Genomic DNA, 23,851 nt, shown 5'->3' on the forward strand with positions numbered 1-23,851 from the left:
CCCGGCGGACGCCCCCGCCTCCGCGCCCGCCCGCCCCCGCCTCCGAGGCAATCTCGGCGTGGCCTCCATCGTGTTCATGGTGGTCGCCGCGGCGTCCCCGCTGGGCGTGATCGGCGGCCCGGTGCCGCTCGGCATCGCCATCGGCAACGGGGCGGGTTTCCCGGCCACGTTCATCGTCGCCACGGTCGTGCTCCTGCTCTTCGCCGTCGGCTTCACGACGATGACCCCGCACGTGAGGTCGGCCGGCGCGTTCTACTCGTACGTGGACCGCAGCCTCGGCCGCAGCGCCGGTCTCGGCACCGGCTTCGCCGCGCTGCTGTCGTATCTCACGCTCGAGGCGGCGGTGTTCGGACTCATCGGTCCGGGCGTCGACTCGCTGCTCGGCTCCTACGGGGTGCCGAGCATCCCCTGGTGGATCTACGCGCTCGTCGCCTTCGTCGTCGTGGTGTTCCTGGGCTACCGCAACATCGAGCTCTCCGGGCGGGTGCTCGCCGTGCTCCTGATAGCCGAGGTGGCGATCGTACTGGTGCTCGACGCGGTCATCGTGTTCAGCGGCGGGGGACCGGAGGGCCTGTCGACCGGGATCGTGTCGCCGTCCGCCATCCTCTCCGGGGCGCCGGGCATCGGCATCCTGTTCGCCATCCTGAGCTTCATCGGCTTCGAGGCGACCGCGGTCTTCCGCGACGAGGCGCGCGACCCCGACCGCACCATCCCGCGCGCGACCTACCTGTCGCTCGCGCTGATCGGCGTCTTCTACGCCCTCTCGAGCTGGGCGCTGATCAGCGCCGTCGGCGACTCGAAGGTCGTCGCGACCGCCACCGACCACGGCGGCACGCTGCTGGCCGACGTGACGCAGCGGTACCTGGGCACGGTCGGCGAGCACATCATCCAGGTGCTCTTCGTGACCAGCCTGTTCGCCTGCATCCTGTCGTTCCACAACATCGTGTCGCGCTACGTCTTCACCCTGTCCGGCCGCAGTGCGCTGCCGCGCCGGCTCGGGCATGCGCACGCACGCCTGGGCTCGCCGCACCGCGCGTCGATCGCCGCCGGCCTCGTCGTCGGAGTGCTGCTCGTCGTGGGAGCCGCGACCGGCCTCGACCCGATCAACCAGTACTACACCTGGCTCGCCGGCTTCTCCTCGGTCGGCGTCGTGCTGCTGCTCGGCATCACCAGCGTCGCGGTGCTGGTCTTCTTCGCCCGCAACCGCGCGGCGGCGTCGCTGTGGCGGCGAGCCGTCGCGCCGGCGCTCGGACTGCTCGGCCTCGCGGTGTTCCTGGTGCTGATCCTGCAGAACCTGCCGACCCTCGTCGGCGGCAGCGTTCCGCTCGCGATCGGGATCGTGGTGCTGCTGCTCGTCGCGTTCGCGCTCGGCCCGATCGTCGCGCGCTTCCGCGCGAGCGCGGGCGTGCGCGAGGAGGACTGACGACGAGGGCCGACGTGCCGAGGCGGCACATTCTGAGCCGCCTCGGCACGATTCGTGCGATTTCGCGCCGCCTCGGTGTCGAATCGGTGGACGAGCGCGATGTGTACGCTTGTACAATGAGCACGTGACCCGACCGATCTCCCGCCGCAACGCGCTCTTCGCCCTGTTCTTCCTCCCGGGCATCACCATCGCCTCCTGGGTCACCCGCACGCCCGACGTCCGCGACCTGCTCGGCGCCTCCACGGCCGAGATGGGGCTCGTGCTGTTCGGGCTCTCCGCCGGGTCCATGATCGGCATCCTGTGCTCAGGGGCCCTCGTGACGCGCTTCGGGACGCGGCCGGTCATCGCTGTCGGCACCTCGCTGATCGCGGCCGGATCGGCGACCATCGGCGTCGGCGCAGCGCTCGGCTCCGCCCCGCTGGTCGCGCTCGGTCTCGGGCTGTTCGGTCTCGGGATGGGCGGCGGCGAGATCGCGATGAACATCGAGGGGGCGGAGGTGGAGCGCGCGCTCGGCCGCTCGACGCTCCCGGCGCTGCACGGCTGCTTCAGCCTCGGCACCGTGGTCGGCGCCGTGATCGGGATGCTGCTGACCGCGATCGCCTTCCCGGTCGTGGTGCACCTGGTGGTCGTCGCCGTGGTCGTCGTGGCCGGTCTCGCGCTCGCGATCCGATACATCCCCGCACCGCTTCCCCGCGCCGAGCGGACCGCTGCGGCGGCGGTCGACGGGCCGCGCCGCCGCCCGCAGGTGTGGCGGGACCCGCGCCTCCTGCTCATCGGCTTCCTCATCCTGGCGCTTGCGATGGCGGAGGGATCGGCGAACGACTGGCTGCCGCTGGTGATGGTCGACGGCCACGGTTTCGACGCTGCTCTGGGCTCCGCCGTCTTCGCCGCGTTCGCCGCCGCGATGACCGCGGGCCGCTTCATCGGCGGGCGGTTCGTCGATCGCTTCGGCAGCGCGGCGGTGCTGTGCGTCAGCGCGATCGTCGGCGCGATCGGGCTGGCGCTGGTCATCTTCGTCGACGACCAGCTCGTCGCCGGCGTCGCCGCGATCCTGTGGGGCCTCGGTGCCTCTCTCGGATTCCCGGTCGCGCTCTCCGCGGCCGGGGAATCGGGGGAGCATCCGGAGGCCCGCGTCACCCTCGCGGCGACCATCGGCTACGTCGCGTTCCTCGTCGGACCGCCGCTGCTCGGCTTCCTCGGTGAGCACTTCGGCCTCCGCCACGCCCTCATCGTCGTCCTGGCGCTCGTCGCCCTCGCCGCATTCGTCGCCCCGGTGACCGCGCGCCGCCGCAGCCCCCTCCCCTCCCGCCCCTAGCCCCGGTCGACATTTCGCCGAGGCGGCGATCGCCGGGGTCTTGGGTGGCGAGAAGGCCGACTATCCGCCCCTTTTGGCGCGATCTCAGCGCGCGCGGCGGGACTCGATGCGGGCGCCGAGGTCGCCGAAGACGCGATCGGCGTTCGCGTTGCCGCGGCAGCCGAGCCACAGCACGAACGGTGCCTGGGTCTCGCCGATCGCCTCGGGCATCCACTCGTCGATCCACGCGGACACCGCCCGGATCGCGTGGTCGCCGCGACTCGCGTGCGGGCCGTCGCTCTCCAGCCAGGTCAGCTGGACGCCCGGCGGCACCGACCAGACCGCCGCGTCCATCCCGGTTCCCACCTCGATGAAGATCTGCCCGTAGGCGTCGACGGGCAGGCGGGCGACGAGCGGCTGGAGCACGGCGATATCGGTCTCGTCGCCGACGAGGAGGAAGTGGGCGGGCACGTCCTCGACGCTAGCCGAGTGCTCGTACTTAGGCAAGCCTTACCTAACCAAACCCTCAGCTCACCGATCTCTCGGGCACGCGCTCGAAGCGGCGCATTCTTCGCCGTCTCGGCGCGGACGCGTGCACTTCCCGCCGTGTCGACGCGCCGGTCAGGCCTGCAGGACGACCGCCATGCCTTGGCCGACGCCGATGCAGATCGCTGCGACGCCGATGCCGCCGCCTCGGGCCGCCAGCGCGTGGGCGAGGTGGCCGACGATCCGCGCGCCGGAGGCTCCGAGGGGATGCCCGATCGCGATCGCGCCGCCGTGCACGTTGACCATCGCCGGGTCGAGCCCCGGCCAGAGCCGCAGGCAGGCGAGGGACTGCGCGGCGAACGCCTCGTTGAGCTCGACCAGGTCCACGTCGTCCCAGGTGAGCCCGGTGCGCGCCAGCGCCCGGTCGACCGCCGCGACCGGGGCGATCCCGAAGGCGTCCGGCTCGTTGCCGACCACGGTCCGCGCGACGATGCGGGCCAGGGGCGCGGTGTCGAGCGCGTCCTCCGCACCGAGCAGCAGCATCCCGGCGCCGTCGTTCAGCGGCGAAGAGTTCCCGGCCGTCACCGTGCCGCTCTCGCGGCGGAACGCCGGGGCGAGTCCGGCCAGCGCCTCCGGCGTCGTGTCGGACCGGATGCTCTCGTCGCGGTCGAGGGCGACGCCCGGCACGGGAACCGCCTCGGCGGCGTAGGCGCCGGCCTCCCATGCCGCGGCGGCGCGCCGGTGCGAGCCGAGGGCGAACGCGTCCTGCTCCTCGCGCGGGATGTCGAACCGGTCGGCGAGGAGCTCGGCCGTCTCCCCGAGCGGCACGGTCCAGGCGGCGGGCATCGCGGGGTTCACCAGCCGCCAACCGAGCGTCGTCGAGACGAGGGCGGCGTCGCCGGCGGGATAGGCACGGTCGGCCTTCGGGAGCACCCACGGCGCCCGGGTCATCGACTCGACGCCGCCGGCGACGACGAGGGCGGCGTCGCCGGTCTCCACCGCGCGGCTCGCCTGCACGACCGCCTCGACCCCCGACCCGCACAAGCGGTTCACGGTCGCGGCGGGCACGGTCACCGGCAGTCCTGCGAGCAGCACGGCCATCCGCGCCACATTCCGGTTGTCCTCGCCCGCCTGGTTCGCGTCGCCGAGGAGTACATCGTCGATCCGTGCCGGGTCGAGCCCGGGATGCCGGTCGAGCAGAGCGCGCAGCGTGGAGGCGGCCAGGTCGTCCGGCCGCACCCCCGCCAGCGCCTTGCCGTAACGGCCGAACGGTGTGCGGACGGCGTCGTAGACGAACGCGGCGGTCATCGTGGCTCCTCACGGACCGCGCGCCTCGTCGCGACACGGCCCTCCGCCAGCCTAGGTCGCGGCGCCGACGCGGTCGAGCCGCGCGGCGGCCGCCGGGTCGGCGAAGATCGTCGCGTCCGGATGCAGTCGCAGGAAGGAGGCGGGGCAGGCCGGCCCGATCGGGCCGGCGACCGCGGCGGCCAGGGCGTCCGCCTTCGCCTCTCCGATCGCCAGCGCCACGATGGTGCGGGCCCGCAGGATCGTCGCGACGCCCTGGGTGAGGGCCCGATGCGGCACGTCCTCGGCGGCCGCGAAGAAGCGGGCGTTGTCCGCCCGCGTGCGCTCGGCGAGCTCGACCACGCGGGTGACCGAGTCGACCGGAGAGCCCGGCTCGTTGAACGCCAGATGGCCGTTCGCGCCGAATCCGGCGATCTGCAGGTCGACGCCTCCGGCTTCCTCGATCGCACGCTCGTAGTCGCGGCAGGCCGCGTCGAGGTCGGCGCGTGTACCATCCGGCACATGGAGGGCGGACGGGGCGAGTCCGAGCGGGCGCGCGAAGGCGGCGGCCAGGGTCTCGGCATAGCTGCGCGGGTCGTCGGGGGCGAGACCGACGTACTCGTCGAGCGCGAACGCGCGCACGCGCGAGAAGTCGAGGCCGGCGCGAGCGCGTTCGGCCAGGACGCGGTAGACCCCGAGCGGGCTCGACCCGGTCGCGACGCCGAGCACGGCGTCGCCGCGCGTCGTGACGAGGCGCGCGACGCGGTCGGCGGCAGCCTCGGCCAGCGTGTGATGATCCGTGACGACGATCAGCTCCATGTGTCCTCATTCCTTGTATGATGTGTGGCCTGACACGTTGAGAAGCGGAGGATCCCGTGCCACCGACGGCGCAGACGAACGACGAGGGCCGGCAGGCCGGGGGGCAGAAGCGGGTGCTGCGGTACCAGCACGTCTACGACCTGGTCGTGAACCTCATCCAGGAGCAGAACCTCCAGCCCGGCGACCAGCTCCCGAGCACCGCCGAGCTGGCCGAGATGGCCGGCGTGAGCGTGATCTCGGTGCGCCGCGCCCTCGACGACCTCACCCATCGCGGCAAGATCGTGCGGCACCAGGGCGTCGGCACCTTCGTGGCGCCGCGCCGGATCGTGAGCGAGCCGTCGCGACCCGGTGCGCTGCTGCAGACGCTGCGCGGGCCGGCCGGCGACGTGCAGCTCGAGACGGAGCTGGTGAGCATGCTCGTCGGCATCCCGAGCGACCAGCACGCGACCGCGCTCGGCATCGAGCCGGGCTCGCCCGTGTGGGAGGTCGCCCGGTTGCGCCGGCTCGGCAGCACCCCCAAGGTGCTCGAGACCGCCGTGCTGCCCCTCTCCCTGGTTCCGTCGCTCGACGAGGCGCACCTGGCGGCGGGCGGCTCGCTCTACGAGCTGCTCGCCGACCGGTACGGCTACACCGACGACTTCGTCGAGCAGGCGATCGAGGTCGACGAGCCGACGGCGTGGGAGCGGCAGCACCTGGGGCTGTCGGCCAAGGACAACGTGGTGCGCATCCGCGGCGTGAGCCTCGGAGCCGACGGTGTCGCGTTCGACAGCTTCCAGCAGACCTACCCGGCGCACGACTTCGTCTTCTACGTCTCCGGCACCTCGCGCCAGCGGCTGGTGGAACCGCACCGCGATGGCACCTGGGCGGTGCGCCCGCTCGGCGCCCCGCCTGCGCCGCCGGCCGGGGTCGCGCCGGCCTGAGCCGTGCCGGTCAGCCCGCATTCCGGCGCAGCGGGTCCGGGCTGGGCACGCTCTCCAGCAGGCGTTTGGTGTACTCCTCGCGCGGCTCGTTGACGATCTGCCACGGTTCGCCCTGCTCGACGATGCGCCCGGCACGCATCACGACGATGCGGTCGGCGTAGGCGGCGGCCGTCGAGAGGTCGTGGGTGATCATCAGGATGCCCATCCGGTGCTCGCGCCGGAGCCGGTCGAGCAGCTGCAACACGCCGGTGCGAACGGAGACGTCGAGCATCGAGACGGGCTCGTCGGCCAGCAGCAGGCGGGGACGCAGGACGAGGCTCGCCGCGATCGCGACGCGCTGGCGCTGGCCACCGGAGAGCTCGTGCGGGAAGCGCCCGGCGAAGACCTCCGGATCGAGGCCGACGTCGTTCAGCGCGTCGGCGAGCAGCGCGCGGCGTTCGGCCGCCGAGCTGCCGATGCGGTGCACCTGGAGGGGTTCCAGCACCAGGTCCTGGATGCGCAGGTGCCCGTCGAGCGCCTCGTACGGGTCCTGGTAGATCAGCTGCACGTCACGGCGCAGCGGCCGCCACTGGCGCGGGCTGAGCCCGGTGACCTCCGTGCCGTCGATGCGGATGGACCCGGAGGTCGCCGCCTGCATCCCCACCACCGCCTGCAGGGTGGTGGTCTTGCCGCAGCCGGACTGCCCGACGAGGGCCACGAGCTCGCCCTCGCGCACGATGAGGTCGACCCCGTCGACGGCGGCGGGCGGCGCGGCCGTGGTCTCGTCGGCATCGGAGAGCGCGATGCTCACCTCGTCGTCGGAGCGGATGCGGCCGGTGGCGATGCCCTCGGTCGGCGTCGCGATCGGCGACGGCGCGGGGTCGGTGAAGTCGATCGCGCCGGGCACGGCCCCTCGGCCCCGACGCCGGGCCTTCTGCCCGTAGACCACCCTCAGGCCGCGGACCTCCAGCAGATCGGCGCCCTCCGCCGGGTGCGGCACGTCCTCCACATCGTAGAGGTTGGGCGTCGCCTCGAAGAGCTCGCGCGTGTAGGGATGCTGCGGCCTCCGGTAGAGGTCGTCGACGTCGCCCTCCTCCACGATCTCTCCTGCGCGCATGACGGCGGCGCGGGTACAGGCCTGCGCGACGACGCCCAGGTCGTGCGTCACGAGCACGAGGGCGAGGTTCAGTTCGCGGGAGAGCCGCACCAGTAGCTCGAGGATCTGGTTCTGCACCACCACGTCGAGTGCGGTGGTCGGCTCGTCCGCCAGCAGCACCCGCGGTTCGCACGACAGAGCCATCGCGATGACCGCGCGCTGCTTCATGCCGCCGGAGAGCTGGTGCGGGAAGCGTGCATCGGTGCCGTCGGGCAGGCCGACCTGCCGCAGCAGCTCGCGGGTGCGCGCGACGGCCGCCTTGCCGCTGGCGACGCCGTGCACCTCCAGCGCCTCCCGGATCTGCCAGCCGATGGTGCGCACCGGGTTGAACGCGCTCATCGCGCCTTGGAAGACCATCGCGATGTCGGTCCAGCGGTACCGGCGGATCCCCGCCTCGCCGCGCGCGATGACGTCCTGGCCGTCGACGAGCACGGAGCCCGACACGGTCGCCGAGGCGGGGAGGAGTCCCATCGCCGCCAGGATGGTCGTCGTCTTGCCGCAGCCCGACTCGCCCACCAGGCCGACGCGCTCGCCGGGGGCGACGGAGAGGTCGATGCCGCGGAGGGTGTGCACCGGCTCGTCGCCGCCGTCGCGCGGGTCGAACCAGACGTTGAGATCGCGGATCTCGAGGGCGGCGGCGGTCATATCGCGTCCTTCCCGCGGCCGACGAGCGGTCGCAGCCTCCAGGTCTTCACCGACAGGTACGACGAGCGCAGCCGGGGGTTGAGCGCGTCCTCGATGGCGCTGCCGAGCAGATAGCAGCCCATGATCAGCACCGCGACCGCGATGCCCGCCGGCACGATCGCCCACCACGCGCCCGTGCTGATGGCGTCGCGCTCGAAGGCGTGCTCCATGATCGTGCCCCAGGTGACCGCGGTCGGGTCGGAGAGGCCGAGGAAGGCGAGCGCCGTCTCGTTGAAGATGGCGAGCGTGACGGCCAGCACCGCGTTGGCGATGAGGAGCGGGCCGAGCTGCGGGAGGATGTGCCGCACGATCACGCGCCCGCTCCCGGCTCCGATGGACTCCGCCCGGCGGATGGAGACCCGCTCGCGGAGCGTCTTGACCTGGGCCCGGACGATGCGCGCGGTGCTCGTCCACATCAGGAAGCCGATCACGAGCACGACGTGCGACAGGCTCGGACCCCAGACGGCGGCGACGACGATCATCAGCACGATCTGCGGGATGACGATGAAGTAGTCCGTGATCCGCATGAGCACGACGTCCACCCAGCCGCCGAAGTAGCCCGAGAGGATGCCGAACAGCGCGCCGATCACGATCGCGATCACCGCCGCCGTGAACCCGACCACCATCGAGACCCGACCGCCGAGCAGCACCAGCCCGAGCACGTCGATCCCGCCGTCGTCGCAGCCGAGCCAGTGCTGGGGGGAGGGCGGGGCGAACACCGCGCAGCTCGGCTCGGTGGTGCTGTAGGGCGCGAGCACGTCGGCGGCGAGCGCCAGCACGACGAACACGCCGATGATCGAGAGGCCGATGATCGCCGGCGGCGTCGTCATCGAGTGGGCCATCTCGCCCCACACCCCGCCACGGGCGCGGGAGCGGCGGCGGGGCCGGTTCGGGGTGGTGCCGGAGGTACCCATCGTCGTCTCCTTGGTCATCGGGACACCCGCGGGTCGAGGCGGAAGTAGACCAGGTCTGCCAGGTAGTTCAGCAGCACGACCGTGATCGTGATGAAGAGGAAGCCGCCCTGCAGCATCGGGTAGTCGCGCTGCAGGACGGCGTTGTAGAGCGCCCGGCCGATGCCCGGCCAGGAGAAGATGACCTCGACCAGGATCGAGCCGCTGACGATCGCGCCGAGGGAGAGCGCGATCTGGGTGATCGTCGGCAGCGCCGCGTTGCGGAACGCGTAAGCCGAGATGATCCTGCGACGCGGCAGCCCTTTCGCGCGCGCGGTGAGCACGTAGTCGGCGCCGAGCGTCTCGAGCATCGCGGAGCGCACGATCAGCGCGTTCTCGGCGTAGAGGGTGAGGACGAGGGTGAGCACCGGCAGGATCATGTGCCGGACGGTGTCGAGGAACTGCTCGGCGGGGGAGAGCCCGATGGCGAACGGGTCGCTCATGCCGACGGAGGGAAGCACGCCGGCGAAGAGGATGAGCAGCATCATGCCGAGGAACTGCGTGGGGAACGCGTAGAACACCACGGCGAGGTTGGTCGAGAGATGGTCGCCGAACGTGCCGCGCCGCACGGCCGAGTAGACGCCGACTCCCACGCCCAGGACGATCGCGATCACCGTGCCCGCCGTCACCATCGGGAGCGTGTTCGCGAAGGCCTGGAGCAGGTTCTCCGCGACCGGTTGCCGGTTGGCGAACGAGACCCCGAGGTTGCCCTGGAACAGTTGCTGCAGGTAGAGCACGTACTGCTTCCAGAGGGGTTGATCCAGCCCGAACTCCACCTCCAGCGCGTGCTTCAGCGCCGGGGAGGCGTTCGGCACGCGGGAGATGCGGGTGACCGCATCCCCCGGCAGCACACGGAACAGCACGAAGTTGATCGTCAACGCGACGAAGATCGTCACGACGGCGAACAGCGAGCGTTTCCAGACGTACCCTCGCATCCGGTCTCCTTCCGATGCTTGACCTCTCGCGGTGGTGGTCATCATACTAAGCGCAACAAGAGTGCGAAACCGAGAACCGGAATCGAAAACCCGACGCGACGAGGGAAGGTTTACATGAAGGTAATACGAGCACTGGCCGCGACCGCCGTCCTGGTGGCCGCCGCCGCCGGGCTGACCGCCTGCTCCCCGGGCGGATCGAGCGACACCGTCCTGCGCATCGGGGCGAGCGCCTCGATCGACTCGCTGAACCCGTTCGTGTCGAGCTCCGACTACAGCAGCGTCGTCTACGAGTACGTCTATCCGCACCTCACCGAGTACGACACGAAGGATCTGTCGCTCGTGCCGTCGTTCGCGACGTCGTGGACGACCTCCCCGGACGGCCTCACGTGGACCTTCGACACCGTCACGGGAGCGAAATGGTCGGACGGCTCGGCGCTGACCGCCGAGGACGCCGCCTTCACCATGTCGATGATCCTGAAGTACCAGAGCGGACCGACCGGCCAGCTCGCCGGATTCGTCAGCCACCTGGAGACGGCGGTCGCCACCGACGCCCACACGCTCACGCTGACCTACAGCCAACCCGTCGCGAACGTGCTGGCCCAGCTGCAGCAGCTGCCCATCCTGCCCGAGCACATCTGGAAGCCGCTCGCGACCGGCGACGGCAAGAAGATCAGCTCGTTCCAGAACGGCGCCCCGATGGTCTCGGGCGGCCCGTTCCGGATGACCCAGTACAAGAAGGACCAGCTCGCCCTCTTCGACACGAACCCGCACTGGTGGGGCGCGACGAAGCCGACGATCACCGGCTTCGGCCTGCAGTTCTTCGCGAACGACGACGCGATGGTCACGGCCCTCAAGACCGGCCAGGTCGACATGATCGGCGAATCCACCCCGGCGACCGCCGTCGCCTCACTGAAGAAGTCCGGGCTGGTCGTCGGAACGACGCCGTCCGTCGGGTTCTACGACTTCATCATCAACACCAACCCGAAGAAGAAGAACCATCCCGAACTCCTCGACCCGAAGGTCCGCGAGGCGTTCGAGTACGCGATGGACCGCCAGTCCATGGTGAAGACCGCGTGGCTCGGCTTCGCCACTCCGGGGTCGACCATCGTCTCCCCTGCCAGCGGCTGGCACGATGATTCGATCGCGGCGCTGCCCTTCGACGTCGCGAAGGCGAACGCCATCCTCGACGGGCTCGGCTACGCGAAGGGGCCGGACGGGATCCGGGTCGCCGACGGCCACCCGATGGCGTACGACGTGATCTTCCCGACCGAGATCAACGGGGCGGGTGACCGGATGTTCCAGATCATCCAGAACGGGCTGAAGCAAGCCGGCGTCAAGCTGACCATGCGCAAGATGGACACCGACGCCGCCACCTCGGCGATCAACGGCCCGGACAATAAGTACGACGAGTTCGATCTCGCGATGTGGGACTGGATCCCCCCGGTCGACCCGGACTTCGTGCTGAGCGTGCTGACCTGCGCGCAGTGGGGCAACAACAACGACAGCGGGTACTGTAACCCCGCCTACGACGCGCTGTACGCCCAGCAGGCGGTGGCGCCGACCAAGGAGGCCCGGCAGGCGATCATCGACCAGATGCAGCAGCTCGCGTTCGACGACCGGCCGTACATCGTCCTGAACTACCAGAACGTGATCGAGGCGCACTCGCCGAAGTGGACCGGGTTCGAGCTCTCCCCACTGGTGGGCTCGGTCAACAACCTCTCCACCCAGACCCTCCTCGCCGTGCATCGGGTGAAGTGATGGGACGCCCGATCGTCCTCGCCGGAGCGAACGAACTCGCCTCCGTGGTCGCCGACCGTCCGGGATCGACGCTGGTCGTCGGCCTCCGCCGCCATGACGGCGGCCTGCGCAGCGGCCCGGGAGCGGTGGCGGCGTCGCGGCTGCTCGGAGTCGACCTGGTCGCGCTGGCTTCGGCCGCCCTGCCCCCGACCGCCCTGGCCGCGGCCGACCCGACCGCGGACCGGTCGCCGTTCGCGACCGCCGTGCTCGTCCTCCCCGGTGCCGGGGGTTCGCCTGCCGGCTCGCCCGGAGGCGGGGCGCGGCGGGTCGTCGTCTGCGCGCTGGGCGACGGCGCGGGGCCGGATGGGCAGGCGCCGGATGGGCAGGCGCCGGATGGACAGGCGCCGGATGGGCAGGCGCCGGACGCCGAGACGGTGTTCGGCGCCGCACTCGCCACGGCGCGCACGGCCGGGGGTGCGATCGTCTCGCTGCTCGGCCTCGACCTGCCGGATGCCGCGGCGATCGGACTCGCCGCGCAGGGGCACCGGGCCGGCCTGTGGCGATACCGCCCGGCCGAGGTGGCCGCCGACGGCGCCGGGCCGTCGACGCCCGAGCTGGTCGTCGTGACGGATCAGGAGGGCGCCCGTCGCCCCGCCGTCGCGGCGGCGCTCGAGCGGGCGCGGATCGTCGCCGACGCCGTCGACTGGGTGCGGACGGTCGTCGAGACGCCGCCGAACCTCCTCGGACCGCGCGCGTTCGCCGACGCGATCACCGCGTTCGCCGCCGGGACCGCGGGCGACGCGGTCGCCGTCGAGGTCTGGGACGCGGCCGGGCTCGCCGACCGCGGCTTCGGCGGCACGCTGGGAGTGGGCGCGGGAAGCGCTCGACCGCCGCTGGCGGTCGAGCTGCGCGTCGCCGGCACCGGTCCCACGACCGCGCTGGCCGGCAAGGGCATCACCTTCGACTCCGGGGGAGTGAACCTGAAGCGCGATCCGGGGGAGATCGCCTGGATGAAGTCCGACATGGCCGCCGCCGCTTCGGTCGCGGCGGCGGTGATCGCGGCGGCCGCGCTCGGCGCCGCTGGGCCACTGCACGCGGTGCTGCCCATCGCCGAGAACATGCCCGGGGGAGGTGCGCAGCGGCCCGGCGACGTCGTCCGGCATCCCGGCGGCCGCACGACGGAGGTCGTCGACACCGACTCGGAGGGCCGACTCGTCCTGGCCGACGCCCTCGCCTGGTTGGCGCGGGATCGGCCGGCGCGGCTGATCGATGTCGGAACGCTGACCGATTCCGGGGCGGTGGGCACCGCGTTCTGGGGATGCTGGGGCACCTCCTCCGCGCTCGCCGATGCGCTGATCGCGGCGGGCCGGGCGGCGGCGGATCCGGGCTGGCTGCTGCCGCTGCATCCGTCGTACACGGACCTGCTCTCCTCCCGTGTCGCCGACATCGCCAATTGCGCGGTCGACGTGCCGGACACCGGCCAGCTCGCCGCCACCTACCTGCGGACCTTCATCGGCGACGTGCCGTGGGTCCACATCGACAACGGGTCCTCCGCCTGGCTCGAGCGCGATGCCGCTCCGTGGCCGGCCGGACCGACCGCCGCGCCGCTGCGCGCCGTGATCGAACTGCTCCGCCCGACGGATGCGTGACCTGCGGTCACCATGTCTATATACTCTGTATAACAAGTAGTCTTCACAGAAAGGGCGAAGATGACGTTCACAACGGCATACGCCGAGCGCACCGTCGCGACGAAAGCTCTCTTCGAGCGGGCGAAGATCACCATCCCCGGGGGCGCGGGCAGCACCGCCCGCCTCCCCAGGAACGGCTGGAACCCGTACCCGCTGTTCATGGCCGAGGGGAGCGGTTCCCGGCTGCGCGACGTCGACGGCAACGAGTACATCGACTACCTGCTGGGGCTCGGGCCGATGATCCTCGGCCACCGGCACCCGCAGGTCACGCAGGCGGTCACCGACGCGATCGCCGATCTCGGCACCTGCTTCGGCCTGCCCTACGAGCTGGAGATCGAGGCGGCCGAGAAGGTCGTCGCCGCCGTCCCCGGCATCGATCAGGTCCGCTTCACCAACTCGGGCTCGGAGGCGGTGGGCACCGCGGTCCGTCTCGCCCGCGCCACGACCGGACGACGCCTGATCGTGCGGTTCGAGGGGCACTACCACGGCTGGCAGGACACCGTGTACTGGTCCAACCACGTCGACCCACAGCTCGCCGGGCCGATCGACCACCCCCGGCCCGTCGCCATGGGCGGTGGCGTCCCGGCCGAGCTCCAGGACACGCTCGTCGTGCTCAACTGGAACGACCCGGAGAGCTTCATCGCCCTGATGGAGACCCGCGGCCACGAGGTGGCGGCCGTGCTCACCGAGCCGGCGGTCTTCAACACCGGCTGCATCCTCCCCGAGCCCGGCTACCTCGAACTGCTGCGCGAGCAGACGACGAAGCACGGCGCACTGCTGATCTTCGACGAGGTGATCACCGGCTTCCGGTTCGCCCGCGGTGGCGCGCAGGAGTGGTTCGGCGTCCACGCCGACCTGGTGACCTTCGCCAAGGGCATCGGAGGCGGCTTCCCGGTCGCCGCGATCGGCGGGACCACCGAGGCCATGCACCTCATCGCCGACGGCACCTACTCGCACTCGGGAACCTACAACGCCAACGTGATCCAGTGCGCCGCGGTGTCGGCGACGATGGACGTGCTCGCCGAGCCCGGCCTCTACGAGCGCCAGCGCGCGCTCGGCAACCGGCTCGCCCGCGGCCTGGAGGAGATCGCGACCGCCAAGGGCATCGACGCCTACGTCGAGGGGATCGGCACGGTGTTCCAGCTCTGGTTCGCCGACCAGCCGATCCGCAACTGGCGGGAGGCGGCGGCGCACGCACGCGAGGACGTGTTCACGCGCTGGTACGAGGAGATGGTCGTGCGCGGTGTGCTCTTCCACCCCCTCCAGTTCGAGAACCTCTTCGTGTCGCTGGTGCACACCGACGAGGACATCGATGCCACGCTGAACGCCGCGGAGGACGCCCTGAGCGTCGTCGCCCGCGAGTTCTAGAGTGGGCGGAGGTGCACACGACCGCGGAGGGACGCGAGTGACAGACCAGGGCGATGTGGCCATCGGACTCGACTTCGGCACCAGCGGGGCCAAGGCGGTCGCGGTGACCCCCGACGGCTCCGTGATCGCGCGCGCGGCCGCCGGGTACGAGACCCGGCGACCCGCGCCCGACGCGGCCGAGCAGGATCCGGCCGACTGGATCCGCGCCCGCGACCGCGTGCTCGCCGACCTCGCCGCGCAGACCGATCCCGGTCGGTGGGGAGCGCTCGCCCTCTCGGCGATGCTCCCCACCCTGGTCGAGCTCGATCCGGCCGGCCGGCCGGTCGCGCCCGCCATCACGTGGGAGGACGGCCGGGCCGACCCGGAGGCCCGGCGCATCGTCGCGGCCGCCGGGGAGGCCGTCGTCTACCGGACCACCGGTCAGCGGCTCGACGGCCGGTACCTGCTGCCCATGCACGCGCGGCTCGCGCGCGCGGGAGCCCACGGCGACACCACGGTCGCGGGTGCCAAGGACTATGTGTTCGCCTCCCTCACGGCGCGGGTCCTCACGGATCCGAGCACGGCCGCCGGATACGGGGCCTACGCGCTCCGCGGCGGCACGTGGAACGCGTCCATCCTCGCGGCGGCCGGCGTGGACGCCGCCCGGCTGCCGCCGATCGCCCCCTCCGGCTCCAGCGCACCCCTGCTCCCCGAGGCGGCCGACCTCTGGCGCTGCCGCCCCGGCATCCCCGTCGTGCTCGGGGCGGCGGACTCCGTCCTCGGCGCCTACGGTCTCGGGGTCCGCTCCCCGGGCGCCGTGGCGTACGTCGCCGGGACCAGCACGGTGATCCTCGGCTGGTCGGCGTCGCCCGACCCCGACCCGCTCGGCCGCTACCTGGTCACTCCGATGGCCGACGGCGGCTTCGGGCTCGAGATGGACCTGATGGCCACCGGCTCCGCGCTCGCCTGGCTCGCCGGCCTCCTCGGCATCGACGGCGGGGCGGCCGGGATCGTCGCGCTCGCCGAGGAGGGCGATCTGACGGATTCCCCGCTCGTGCTCCCGTATCTCTCGCCCGGCGAACAGGGCGCGCTCTGGGATCCGGGCCTCCGTGGGGCGATCGACGGTGTCACGCTGCGCACCACCCGCGGCGACCTCGCCCGCGGGCTACTTGCGGGGATCGTCGTCGAGTCGACGCGCTGCCTCGCCGCGCTCGCCGAGGTCGACGGTGCCGGTCCGGTCGTCATCAGCGGACGCGGCGGCGCCTCCCGGGCGTTCCGGCAAGCACTGGCCGACGCCAGCGGCCGCATGGTGCTGCACGATCCGGGCGAGCAGGACCACTCCGCGCTCGGCGCGGCCCTGCTCGCCGGCCGGACCGCGCTCGGTTGGCCCGACGTCGCGGTCGAGGCCGCCCGTCCGTCACTGCACGACGGCTTCGTCGCCGTCCGTCCCGACCCGCGTGCCGCCGACGCGTGGGCCGACCGCTACGACCGGCACGAGCGCGCCCGGCTCGCACAGCGTGCCCGCCACGACTGAACGGGTCCGGACCCGCCGCCCCGCCTCACACCGCCGCGCCTCACACCAACCCGCATCGCACCGACCCGCACCGATCTGGAAGAGACCATGAGCGACACCCTGACTCCCGCGGACATCGACCTCTCCCTCTACCCCGAGGCCACGCGGCTCGACCCGGACGGCCGGCTGCTCATCGGCGGCTGCGCCGTCGCCGACCTCGCCGAGCGGTACGGCACTCCGGCGTACCTGATCGACGAGGGGGCGCTGCGCCGGCAGGCCCGCCGCTACGTCCGGGCCTTCCAGGAGCGTCACCCGCGCTCGCTCGTCCTGTTCGCCTCCAAGAGCTTCCCCTCCGCCTCGGTCATCGGCGTCGTCGCGGAGGAGGGCTGCGGCACCGACACGGCGGCGGCCGGCGAGCTGCGGCTCGCCATCGCCGCGGGGGCCGATCCCGCACGGGCGGTGTTCCATGGGAACGCCAAGACCGACGACGACATCCGCACCGCCATCGACGCGCGGGTGCGCTACATCGTCGTGGACAACCTCGATGACGTGGAGCGCATCGCCCGCCTCGCCACCGAGCCGGTGCCGGTCCTCCTCCGCGTGAGCCCGTCGCTGGAGGCGCACACCCACGCCGCGATGATGACCGGGCACGACGCGTCCAAGTTCGGCATCCCCCCGGCTCAGGTCGCCGATGTCATCGCCACGATCCGGCGCGAGCCGATGCTCGACCTGCGCGGACTGCACGCGCACGTCGGCTCGCAGCTCCTCGACCTCGAGCAGTTCGAGGCGGAGGTGGAGGCGCTGGCGGCCTTCGAGCGCTTCGGCGTCTACGACCTCGGCGGCGGGCTCGGGGTGCGCTACGTGCCCGGGGACGTCGCCCCCTCGGTCGAGGAATACGCCGAACGGGTGGTCGCCGCCGTGCACAAGCACCTCGGAGCCGATGTCGAGCTTCTCGTCGAGCCCGGCCGCTCGATGGTCGCCCGGAACGGCGTCACCGCCTATCGGGTCGTCACCGTCAAACGGGGCGAGCGCGTGCACGCCGCCGTCGACGGCGGGATGGGCGACAACCTCGAGGTCTCGCTCTACGGCCAGGCGTTCACCCCGTCCGTCATCGACCGCTCCGGCCCGGCGGAGCGGGTGGACGTCGTCGGCCGGCACTGCGAGTCGGGCGACTTCCTCGCCCACGACGCCCGCGTGGTGTCCCCGCGGGTCGGCGATCTCGTGACCGTCCCCGTCACCGGGGCCTACTGCTACACGATGTCCAACAACTACAACACGGCGCTGCGTCCGCCGGTCGTCTTCTGCGACGAGGGCCGGTCGCGGCTCGCGGTGCGCCGCGAGACGTTCGACGACCTGCTGCGCCGGGAGCAGCTGCTGGCCGAGCCGGCGGGGGAGGCGCGGCGGTGAGCGTCGAGCCCGAGGTCGAGGCGGCCGCCGCCGCGCTGGTCGACACCCTCGCCGCGAACTGGGCCGTGCCGGGCGTCACCGTGGCGGTCACGGATCGGGACGGCGTCCTCTGGGAGCGGGTGGGCGGCCTGGCCGACCTGGCGCGGGGCGAGCCGCTGCGCGCCGACCACCTGCTCGAGATCGGCTCGATCAGCAAGGCCGTCACGGCGATCGTCGTGCTGCAGAGCGTGCGCGACGGGCTGCTCTCCCTGGACCAGTCGATCGTGAGCGTCCTTCCGTGGATCCCGGCGGCGCTGCACGATCCCGGCATCACCCTGCGCCGCCTCCTGAACCACACCGCAGGCCTGGTCGGGAGCGTCGACGCCCTGCCCGACGAGGCCGCCCAGATCGCCGGCTACGTGCCGGGGGAGCGGGGGATCGCGCCAGGCGGGCGCTTCCACTACTCGAACGTCGGCTTCCTCCTGCTCGGTCTGGCCGCAGCCACGGTGAACGGGCGCCCGCTCGCCGAGCTCGTGCGGGAGCGGGTCTTCGCCCCGGCCGGAATGCCGGATGCGATCCCGGTCATCACCGCGGCGGACGCCGAGCGGCTCGCGACCGGACACCAGCCGCGGAGCGAGGACCTCCCCGCCCGGCCGGGCGACCCGCTCGTGGCCGCGCCGCTCGTGGAGACGGCCGGCAGCGACGGGGCCATCGCCGCCACCGCCGCCGACCTCGCAGCATTCGCGCGTGTGCTGCTCCGTGGTGGCGCGGGGGACGCGGGCGAGGTGCTCGACACGGCCTCGTTCGCGGCGATGACCGGACTGCTCGCCCCGGCCGGCGAGGACGTGCTCGTCGTCCCGGGCCGGCCGGGCCCGACGTGGAGCCGCTACGGCCTCGGGATCAACGTCGAGCAGGGCGCGCACGGGCGCGTCCTGAGCCACGGCGGGGGGATGGTCGGCTTCGCGTCGTTCCTCCTCGCCGATCCCGCCGCCGGGCGTGCCGTCGTCGTGCTGACCAATGCCGACGGCGACAGCCCGGTCGCGGAGGCGATCGCCCGGTCCGTGGCGGCGGTGTTCGACGGGCGGGATCGCGGGGAGGCGCCGCGTGCGGACGTCGCCCTGGACCCGGCGCACTGGTCCCTCCCGGCACCGGAGGCGCCCGGGCCCCACGGGACGGCCGGGATCGCGGGCCACCTCAGCGTGCGGCCTCCCACGCTGTCCGCCGCCGCGGTCGGCGTGTTCGCCCGGGCCGACGGATGCATCCTCCAGATCCGCGCCTCCGCCACCGGGTACGACGTGGTCTTCGCGGGCGAGACCGCACCGTTGTGCTGGACCTGGTCCGAGCGCTGCGTCACCGCCGTCGCGGCCCTGCGCCGGTTCGCGTTGGTGTTCGATGGCGCGGCCTGGACCTGGGGCGCCGACGTGTTCGCCCGGCAGAGCGCGGAGACCGGGGGCGCGATCACCGCCGTCGGCCCCGAACGGGTCGACGGCGACCCGGTCGACGTCGTCGATCCGGCCCTTCTGCGGTCGGCGCCCGGCCACTACCGCGCCTACACCCCGTGGTACCCGCACCTGCGCATCGTCCGCCGAGGCGGCGGCCTGGTGCTGATCGCCCCGCGCGGCGCGGAGGCGCCCGCCGAGGACCAGCCGCTGGTCCCGCTCGGCGGCGGTCTCTTCCGCATCGGAGCGGATCCGGCCGCTCCCGAATCGCTGCGATTCGGGCCGGTCGTCGATGGCCACAACGTCTGGCTCGACCGGGACGGCTGTCGCTACTCCCGCTCTTTCACGCCCTGACGGCGGGGTGCGTCAGACGAATGCCCGGTGGATCCAATCGAGCTGCACCTGGGCCAGCACGGCGACGATCGCGTAGCTCGCCACCGTGATCACCGGCACCCAGCCGTAGAGCATCGCGGCGATCCGGCGGCTCCGCGTCGGAAGCGGTATGTGGCCGGTCTTCAGGTTGTAGAGCGTGACCGCCCAGAACGTCGGGATGGTCACTGCCCAGGTGACCATGCACCACGGGCACAGGATGTGCAGCGCGGTCAACGACGCCGTGATGAGGAACACGACCAGCGCGAGGGCGAGCACCACGCCGACGTTGAACGCGATCCAGAACCACCGGGCGAGGCCGCCCCGGCTCGCCAGGATGGCCACCCCCGCCGCGATCGTCGCCGTCCAGCCGATCAGGCCGAGCAATGGGTTCGGGAACCCGAGCAGCGAGCCCTGCCAGGAGGCGAGGTTCGTGGCGCAACCGATCAAGACGTTGAAACTGCAGGTCAGCTGCGCGTTCGGGTCGCGCAGCATGTCGAGCTTGTCGATCGTCAGCAGAAAGGCGGCGGCCAGCCCGATCGCCCCCGCGACGATCAGCCAGATCGCGAGCAGGCGCGGGCGTCGGGCGAGCCCGACGGGGGTGGTCTCATCGGAGGCGGTCACGTCTGCGCCGGTCATGACCACCCCGGCCACGGGAGCATGCAGACGCCGACCAGGAGCACGGTCGTCGCCGCGATCGCCACCGCGCCCGCGGCCGACCGGCGTCGTGCGTCGGGGGTGCGGCCCCAGAGCTCGGCGCGGGCGCAAGTGCGCTCCGCGTCGCGCACGATGTCGCCGATGTCCGGCAGAGCCAAATCCAGGCTGCCCCGGCGGGCGTGGAGGCGGATGAGCGCGGCCTCCTCGACCGTCATGGCGGTGGCGTGCCGGTCGGCGTGGCTCATCGCTCCACCTCGCTCGCCGTCTCCGTCGACGCACCCGCGGTCACCAGCGGCGGCAGGTCGGCTGCCGGTCCGTGGTGCAGGTCGAACGCGGGCGATTCGGAGCGGATGCGCGGGATGGACGTGAAGTTGTGGCGCGGAGGCGGGCAGCTCGTCGCCCACTCCAGGGACCGTCCGGTGCCCCACGGGTCGTCGACGGTCACCTTCGGCGCACGCCGCCAGGTCAGGTAGATGTTCAGCAGCAGCGGGATCATCGAGGCCGCCATCACCGCGGAGCCGACGGTCGAGAGCTGGTTCATCCAGGTGAAGCCGTCCTGGGGCAGGTAGGTCGCGTAGCGGCGCGGCATCCCGATGACCCCGAGCCAATGCTGGATGAGGAACGTCATGTGGAAGCCGATGAACAGCAGCCAGAAGTTCCACTTCGCGAGCGTCTCGTTCAGCATCCGGCCCGTCCACTTCGGCCACCAGTAGTACAGGCCCGAGAACGTGGCGAAGATGACCGCGCCGATCAGCACGTAGTGGAAGTGCGCCACCACGAAGTACGTGTCGGAGACGTGGAAGTCCAGGGGCGGCGACGCGAGGATGACACCGGTCAGGCCGCCGAAGGTGAAGTTGATCAGGAAGCCGATGGCGAAGAGCATGGGCGATTCGAACGTGAGCGACCCGCGCCACATGGTGCCGATCCAGTTGAAGATCTTCACCCCTGTGGGCACCGCGATCAGCATGGTCATCAGCGAGAACCAGGGCAGCAGCACGCTGCCGGTGACGTACATGTGGTGCGCCCACACCGTGATCGACAGGGCGGCGATCGCGACGGTGGCGTAGACCAGCGTCTTGTAGCCGAAGATCGGCTTGCGGCTGAACACCGGGAACACCTCGGACACGATGCCGAAGAACGGCAGCACGATCACGTACACCTCGGGGTGGCCCCAGAACCAGAACAGGTGCTGCCAGAGGAGTGCCCCGCCGTTCGCCGCGTCGAAGATGTGCGCGCCGAAGACACGGTCCGCCATCGCGGCGACGAGCGCCGCCGCGAGGACGGGGAACGCCATGAGGGCGAGGATCGAGGTGATCAGTGTGTTCCAGGTGAAGATCGACATCCGGAACATGGTCATGCCGGGCGCGCGCATGGTCATGATGGTGGTGACGAAGTTGACCGACGAGAAGATCGTCGCGAAGCCGAGCAGGATCGCCCCGGCGAACCACAGGGTGTTGCCGAGACCGGGGGAGAAGGTGTCGGAGGCCAGCGGCTGATACGCGAACCAGCCGAAGTCCGCCGCGCCCTGCGGGGTGAGCAGGCCGCCCGCGGCGATCAGACCGCCCATGATGAAGCACCAGAACGAGAACGCGTTCAGGCGCGGGAACGCCACATCGGGCGCACCGAGCTGGAGCGGGATGATGACGTTGGCGGCCCCGGTGAAGAACGGCATCGCGTAGAGCAGCAGCATGATCGTGCCGTGCATGGTGAACATCTGGTTGTACTGCTCGCCCGACAGGATGTGCAGCCCCGGCTCCATCAGCTGGGCCCGGATGAGCAGGGCCATGATGCCGCCGATGGCGAAGAAGACGCCCGACGCGACCATGTACATGTAGCCGATCGTCTTGTGATCGGTGGAGGTGATCCAGCTGACCACCATGCTGCCCTTGCTGGTCGGTCGTGCGGGCCGAGGCGCCGGTTCCGGCCGGGTCACCGGGCGCTGCTGCGGGCTGTCGTCGACGGTCGCGGTCATCGGTTCGTCTCTCCTTCGGCGGCCGTCGCCGGCCCGGTCGGAACGCCGTGGCAGGCGCTCGCCGGGACGAGTCTGGACCGCCGCCGCTCGGCCGTGCCCGCCGGAATCCCGGAAATAACCGCGCGGTTGTGGCCCGCTCGACGAGCCTTCTACAATGCGTAGAAGAACGCCTCGATCCGCGAGGCGGGAGGGAGGGCGCAGGCATGACTCGGCGGGAGACGACCGGCATCCGGCGCACGCTGCTGTCCGCACCGCGCCTCCGTCTCCTCGCGCGGCTGCAGCGCGAGAGCCCGCAGACCGCGCCGCGGCTGGCGGAGAGCCTGCACCTGCACCACAACACCGTCCGCGAGCACCTCGAGCGCCTCATCGCCGACGGTCTCGTCGTCCGGGCCTCCGAGCACCGCACCGTCCGCGGCCGTCCGCAGGTGCTCTACTCCGCCGCGCGTGGCCTGGACGGCGCGAGCGAGAGTGCCCGCCGTCAGACCACGCGCGCGATCGCGCTGGGCCGCGCCTATCGGCAGACCTTCCCCGACCCCACTGCAGAGCGCGGGAGCGCTGCCGACGCACAGCTCGACGTCGTCGAGGACTACCTCGACCGGTGCGGGTTCGACCCTCGCGTGGACCGAGCCGCCCTCGAGATCCGGCTCTCGTGCCCCTTCGGCGAGCTGCGGACGGAACTCGACGGCTCGCTCTGCTCGGTGGACCGGACCGTGGTCTGCAGCGTTCTCGCGCGGGTCGAGGGACCGCTCGATGTGACCGGCATCACACCCACCGGTGACGCACGCACCTGCGTGCTCCGGCTGGCTCCGCGCTCGGACGCCGCCTGAGCCGAGCCGAGGCGGTCAGTCCCCGGCGGGCTCGCCCAGCCCGAGCTCGCGTCGCCAGTGGGCGAGGAACTCGGCTCCGGCGTCGTCGTGGATCGCATCACCGATGGTGATCACCTCGTAGGGCCGCTGCAGGATGCCGTCCGCCGGCCGCACGTCCACGTGCGCCACCTCGAAGCCGGCGTCGTGCACGAAGTCGGCCATCTTGTAGTCGCTGCGGGAGTCGCCGACCGACCGCCAGCGCTGCGGCAGCGGGCCGCGCTCGGCGAAGTACTCGAACGCGCGCTGCGCCCCGCGGTCCTTGTCGAGCAGCACCGATTCGATGTCGGTCGAGATGATCGTGGGGTCGATGCGGAAGGGGACCTCGCCGCGGGCGTCGGGCGTCGATCGGTCGCCGTAGCGCAGGCCGACCCCGAGCCCGTTCCCGGTGAGCAGATCGAACACGGCGTCCTGGAAGCGGGGCTGCGCCTCCGCATAGGTCTCGGCGTCCACATCCGTGCGCTGCTCGACCGAGATCATCGCGCGCTTCGTCTCGTCGAAGAACATGGTGTCGGCGAACCGGTCGCGCACGAGCGTCCGCACGGCGTCCACCGCCGCGGGAGGGAACGCGACGGACTCGTCCACCGTCACCTCGCCCATCCCGGCACCCGTGATCGCCGCCCACGCGCCGCCCTTCTCGAAGACGCCGAACATCCGCGCGCCGTGCTGGTCGAGCGCCTCCCCGAGTCCCGCATCGCGGAGCGGGGCGACCACCTGGTTACGGATGAAGTCGCCCGAGCGCCCGGTGATGAAGGCGATCGGAACCCCCGCCGCCGCGATGGCGACGAGGTCCGTCACGATGCTGCGCACATTGATGGTGCGGGTGACAGGGCTGGCGAGCGGACCGTCGACGTCGAAGAGGAGACCGAGATTGTGCACACCCCATTCTCCCCCGCGCGATGTGGACCACATGTCGACTGTGCTGCGCGTTGTCCGCACATGTGGTCCAC

The 23,851-nt window shown here is 71.9% G+C and carries 20 protein-coding genes; 10 read left to right on the plus strand and 10 right to left on the minus strand.

Translation table 11 applies throughout. The features are described 5' to 3' along the window. Together U870_RS0102125 and U870_RS0102130 are read left to right on the plus strand one after the other, a co-directional pair. On the plus strand, positions 1–1,423 hold a 1,423-nt coding region (locus U870_RS0102125; RefSeq protein ID WP_025155770.1), incomplete at its 5' end, for an APC family permease. Positions 1,424–1,547: 124 nt separating this feature from the next. Next, a complete protein-coding gene (locus U870_RS0102130; protein ID WP_025155771.1) occupies positions 1,548–2,738 on the plus strand; it encodes an MFS transporter in 1,191 nt (396 codons plus the stop codon). An 84-nt stretch (positions 2,739–2,822) separates the two neighbouring features. Here the strand turns inward: U870_RS0102130 and U870_RS22990 are convergent, their stop codons facing one another. From U870_RS22990 to U870_RS0102145, 3 genes are all read right to left on the minus strand, one after another. Beyond that, entirely contained in the window at positions 2,823–3,188 is a 366-nt protein-coding gene (locus tag U870_RS22990) for an SIP domain-containing protein (RefSeq protein ID WP_025155772.1), read from the minus strand. Between the two features lie 150 nt (positions 3,189–3,338). Next, positions 3,339–4,511, minus strand: a complete 1,173-nt coding sequence (locus U870_RS0102140) for a thiolase family protein (protein ID WP_025155773.1) — start codon at positions 4,509–4,511, stop codon at positions 3,339–3,341. 51 nt (positions 4,512–4,562) lie between these two features. Beyond that, entirely contained in the window at positions 4,563–5,306 is a 744-nt protein-coding gene (locus U870_RS0102145) for a glucosamine-6-phosphate deaminase (protein WP_025155774.1), read from the minus strand. 56 nt (positions 5,307–5,362) lie between these two features. Between U870_RS0102145 and U870_RS0102150 the strand changes: the two genes are divergently transcribed. Then, on the plus strand, positions 5,363–6,226 hold the full coding sequence (locus tag U870_RS0102150; protein ID WP_025155775.1) for a GntR family transcriptional regulator: 864 nt from the start codon (positions 5,363–5,365) through the stop codon (positions 6,224–6,226). Positions 6,227–6,236: 10 nt separating this feature from the next. Here U870_RS0102150 and U870_RS0102155 read toward each other — a convergent pair whose 3' ends face one another. Genes U870_RS0102155 through U870_RS0102165 form a run of 3 tightly spaced genes read right to left on the minus strand, consistent with a single transcriptional unit; the run spans position 6,237 to position 9,930 of the window. Next, positions 6,237–8,006: a dipeptide ABC transporter ATP-binding protein gene (locus U870_RS0102155; protein ID WP_025155776.1), complete on the minus strand. Its 1,770-nt coding sequence runs from the start codon at positions 8,004–8,006 to the stop codon at positions 6,237–6,239. Next, a complete protein-coding gene (locus U870_RS0102160; RefSeq protein WP_205288709.1) occupies positions 8,003–8,977 on the minus strand; it encodes an ABC transporter permease in 975 nt (324 codons plus the stop codon). Before U870_RS0102160 ends, U870_RS0102155 begins: the two co-directional genes overlap by 4 nt. Then, complete coding sequence (locus U870_RS0102165; RefSeq protein WP_025155778.1) at positions 8,974–9,930, minus strand: ABC transporter permease; 957 nt, start codon at positions 9,928–9,930, stop codon at positions 8,974–8,976. Before U870_RS0102165 ends, U870_RS0102160 begins: the two co-directional genes overlap by 4 nt. Positions 9,931–10,044: 114 nt before the next feature. Here U870_RS0102165 and U870_RS0102170 point away from each other — a divergent pair, with 114 nt between their 5' ends. From U870_RS0102170 to U870_RS0102195, 6 genes are all read left to right on the plus strand, one after another. Then, positions 10,045–11,688, plus strand: coding sequence for an ABC transporter substrate-binding protein (locus tag U870_RS0102170; RefSeq protein WP_081815143.1), 1,644 nt, complete (start codon positions 10,045–10,047; stop codon positions 11,686–11,688). Continuing rightward, positions 11,688–13,316, plus strand: coding sequence for a leucyl aminopeptidase family protein (locus tag U870_RS22995; protein ID WP_025155780.1), 1,629 nt, complete (start codon positions 11,688–11,690; stop codon positions 13,314–13,316). Before U870_RS0102170 ends, U870_RS22995 begins: the two co-directional genes overlap by 1 nt. A gap of 60 nt (positions 13,317–13,376) precedes the next feature. Beyond that, a complete protein-coding gene (locus U870_RS0102180) occupies positions 13,377–14,723 on the plus strand; it encodes an aspartate aminotransferase family protein (RefSeq protein WP_025155781.1) in 1,347 nt (448 codons plus the stop codon). Positions 14,724–14,760: 37 nt separating this feature from the next. After that, positions 14,761–16,236, plus strand: coding sequence for a xylulokinase (locus tag U870_RS0102185; protein ID WP_025155782.1), 1,476 nt, complete (start codon positions 14,761–14,763; stop codon positions 16,234–16,236). Between the two features lie 87 nt (positions 16,237–16,323). Continuing rightward, on the plus strand, positions 16,324–17,622 hold the full coding sequence (gene lysA, locus U870_RS0102190; protein ID WP_025155783.1) for a diaminopimelate decarboxylase: 1,299 nt from the start codon (positions 16,324–16,326) through the stop codon (positions 17,620–17,622). After that, positions 17,619–19,394 carry a serine hydrolase domain-containing protein gene (locus U870_RS0102195; RefSeq protein WP_025155784.1) on the plus strand — a complete coding sequence of 592 codons (1,776 nt, stop codon included), beginning with the start codon at positions 17,619–17,621 and terminating at the stop codon, positions 19,392–19,394. The genes lysA and U870_RS0102195 overlap by 4 nt, the downstream gene beginning before the upstream one ends. A gap of 12 nt (positions 19,395–19,406) precedes the next feature. On the opposite strand, the gene U870_RS0102200 is transcribed toward U870_RS0102195, so the two are convergent. Genes U870_RS0102200 through ctaD form a run of 3 tightly spaced genes read right to left on the minus strand, consistent with a single transcriptional unit; the run spans position 19,407 to position 22,038 of the window. Then, on the minus strand, positions 19,407–20,048 hold the full coding sequence (locus tag U870_RS0102200; RefSeq protein ID WP_052357512.1) for a vitamin K epoxide reductase family protein: 642 nt from the start codon (positions 20,046–20,048) through the stop codon (positions 19,407–19,409). Then, complete coding sequence (locus U870_RS24205) at positions 20,045–20,311, minus strand: hypothetical protein (protein ID WP_025155786.1); 267 nt, start codon at positions 20,309–20,311, stop codon at positions 20,045–20,047. Before U870_RS24205 ends, U870_RS0102200 begins: the two co-directional genes overlap by 4 nt. After that, positions 20,308–22,038 carry an aa3-type cytochrome oxidase subunit I gene (gene ctaD / locus U870_RS0102210; protein WP_025155787.1) on the minus strand — a complete coding sequence of 577 codons (1,731 nt, stop codon included), beginning with the start codon at positions 22,036–22,038 and terminating at the stop codon, positions 20,308–20,310. Before ctaD ends, U870_RS24205 begins: the two co-directional genes overlap by 4 nt. A gap of 203 nt (positions 22,039–22,241) precedes the next feature. On the opposite strand from ctaD, the gene U870_RS0102215 reads away from it, so the two are divergent. Then, positions 22,242–22,865 carry a helix-turn-helix domain-containing protein gene (locus U870_RS0102215; protein ID WP_025155788.1) on the plus strand — a complete coding sequence of 208 codons (624 nt, stop codon included), beginning with the start codon at positions 22,242–22,244 and terminating at the stop codon, positions 22,863–22,865. A gap of 15 nt (positions 22,866–22,880) precedes the next feature. Here the strand turns inward: U870_RS0102215 and U870_RS0102220 are convergent, their stop codons facing one another. Beyond that, the gene (locus tag U870_RS0102220) at positions 22,881–23,780 is read right to left on the minus strand and encodes a hypothetical protein (protein WP_025155789.1); all 900 of its coding nucleotides are present in this window, start codon (positions 23,778–23,780) and stop codon (positions 22,881–22,883) included. Positions 23,781–23,851 lie beyond the last annotated feature (71 nt).

The organism is Leifsonia aquatica H1aii (assembly GCF_000633535.1).
Lineage (GTDB): Bacteria > Actinomycetota > Actinomycetes > Actinomycetales > Microbacteriaceae > Leifsonia > Leifsonia aquatica_A.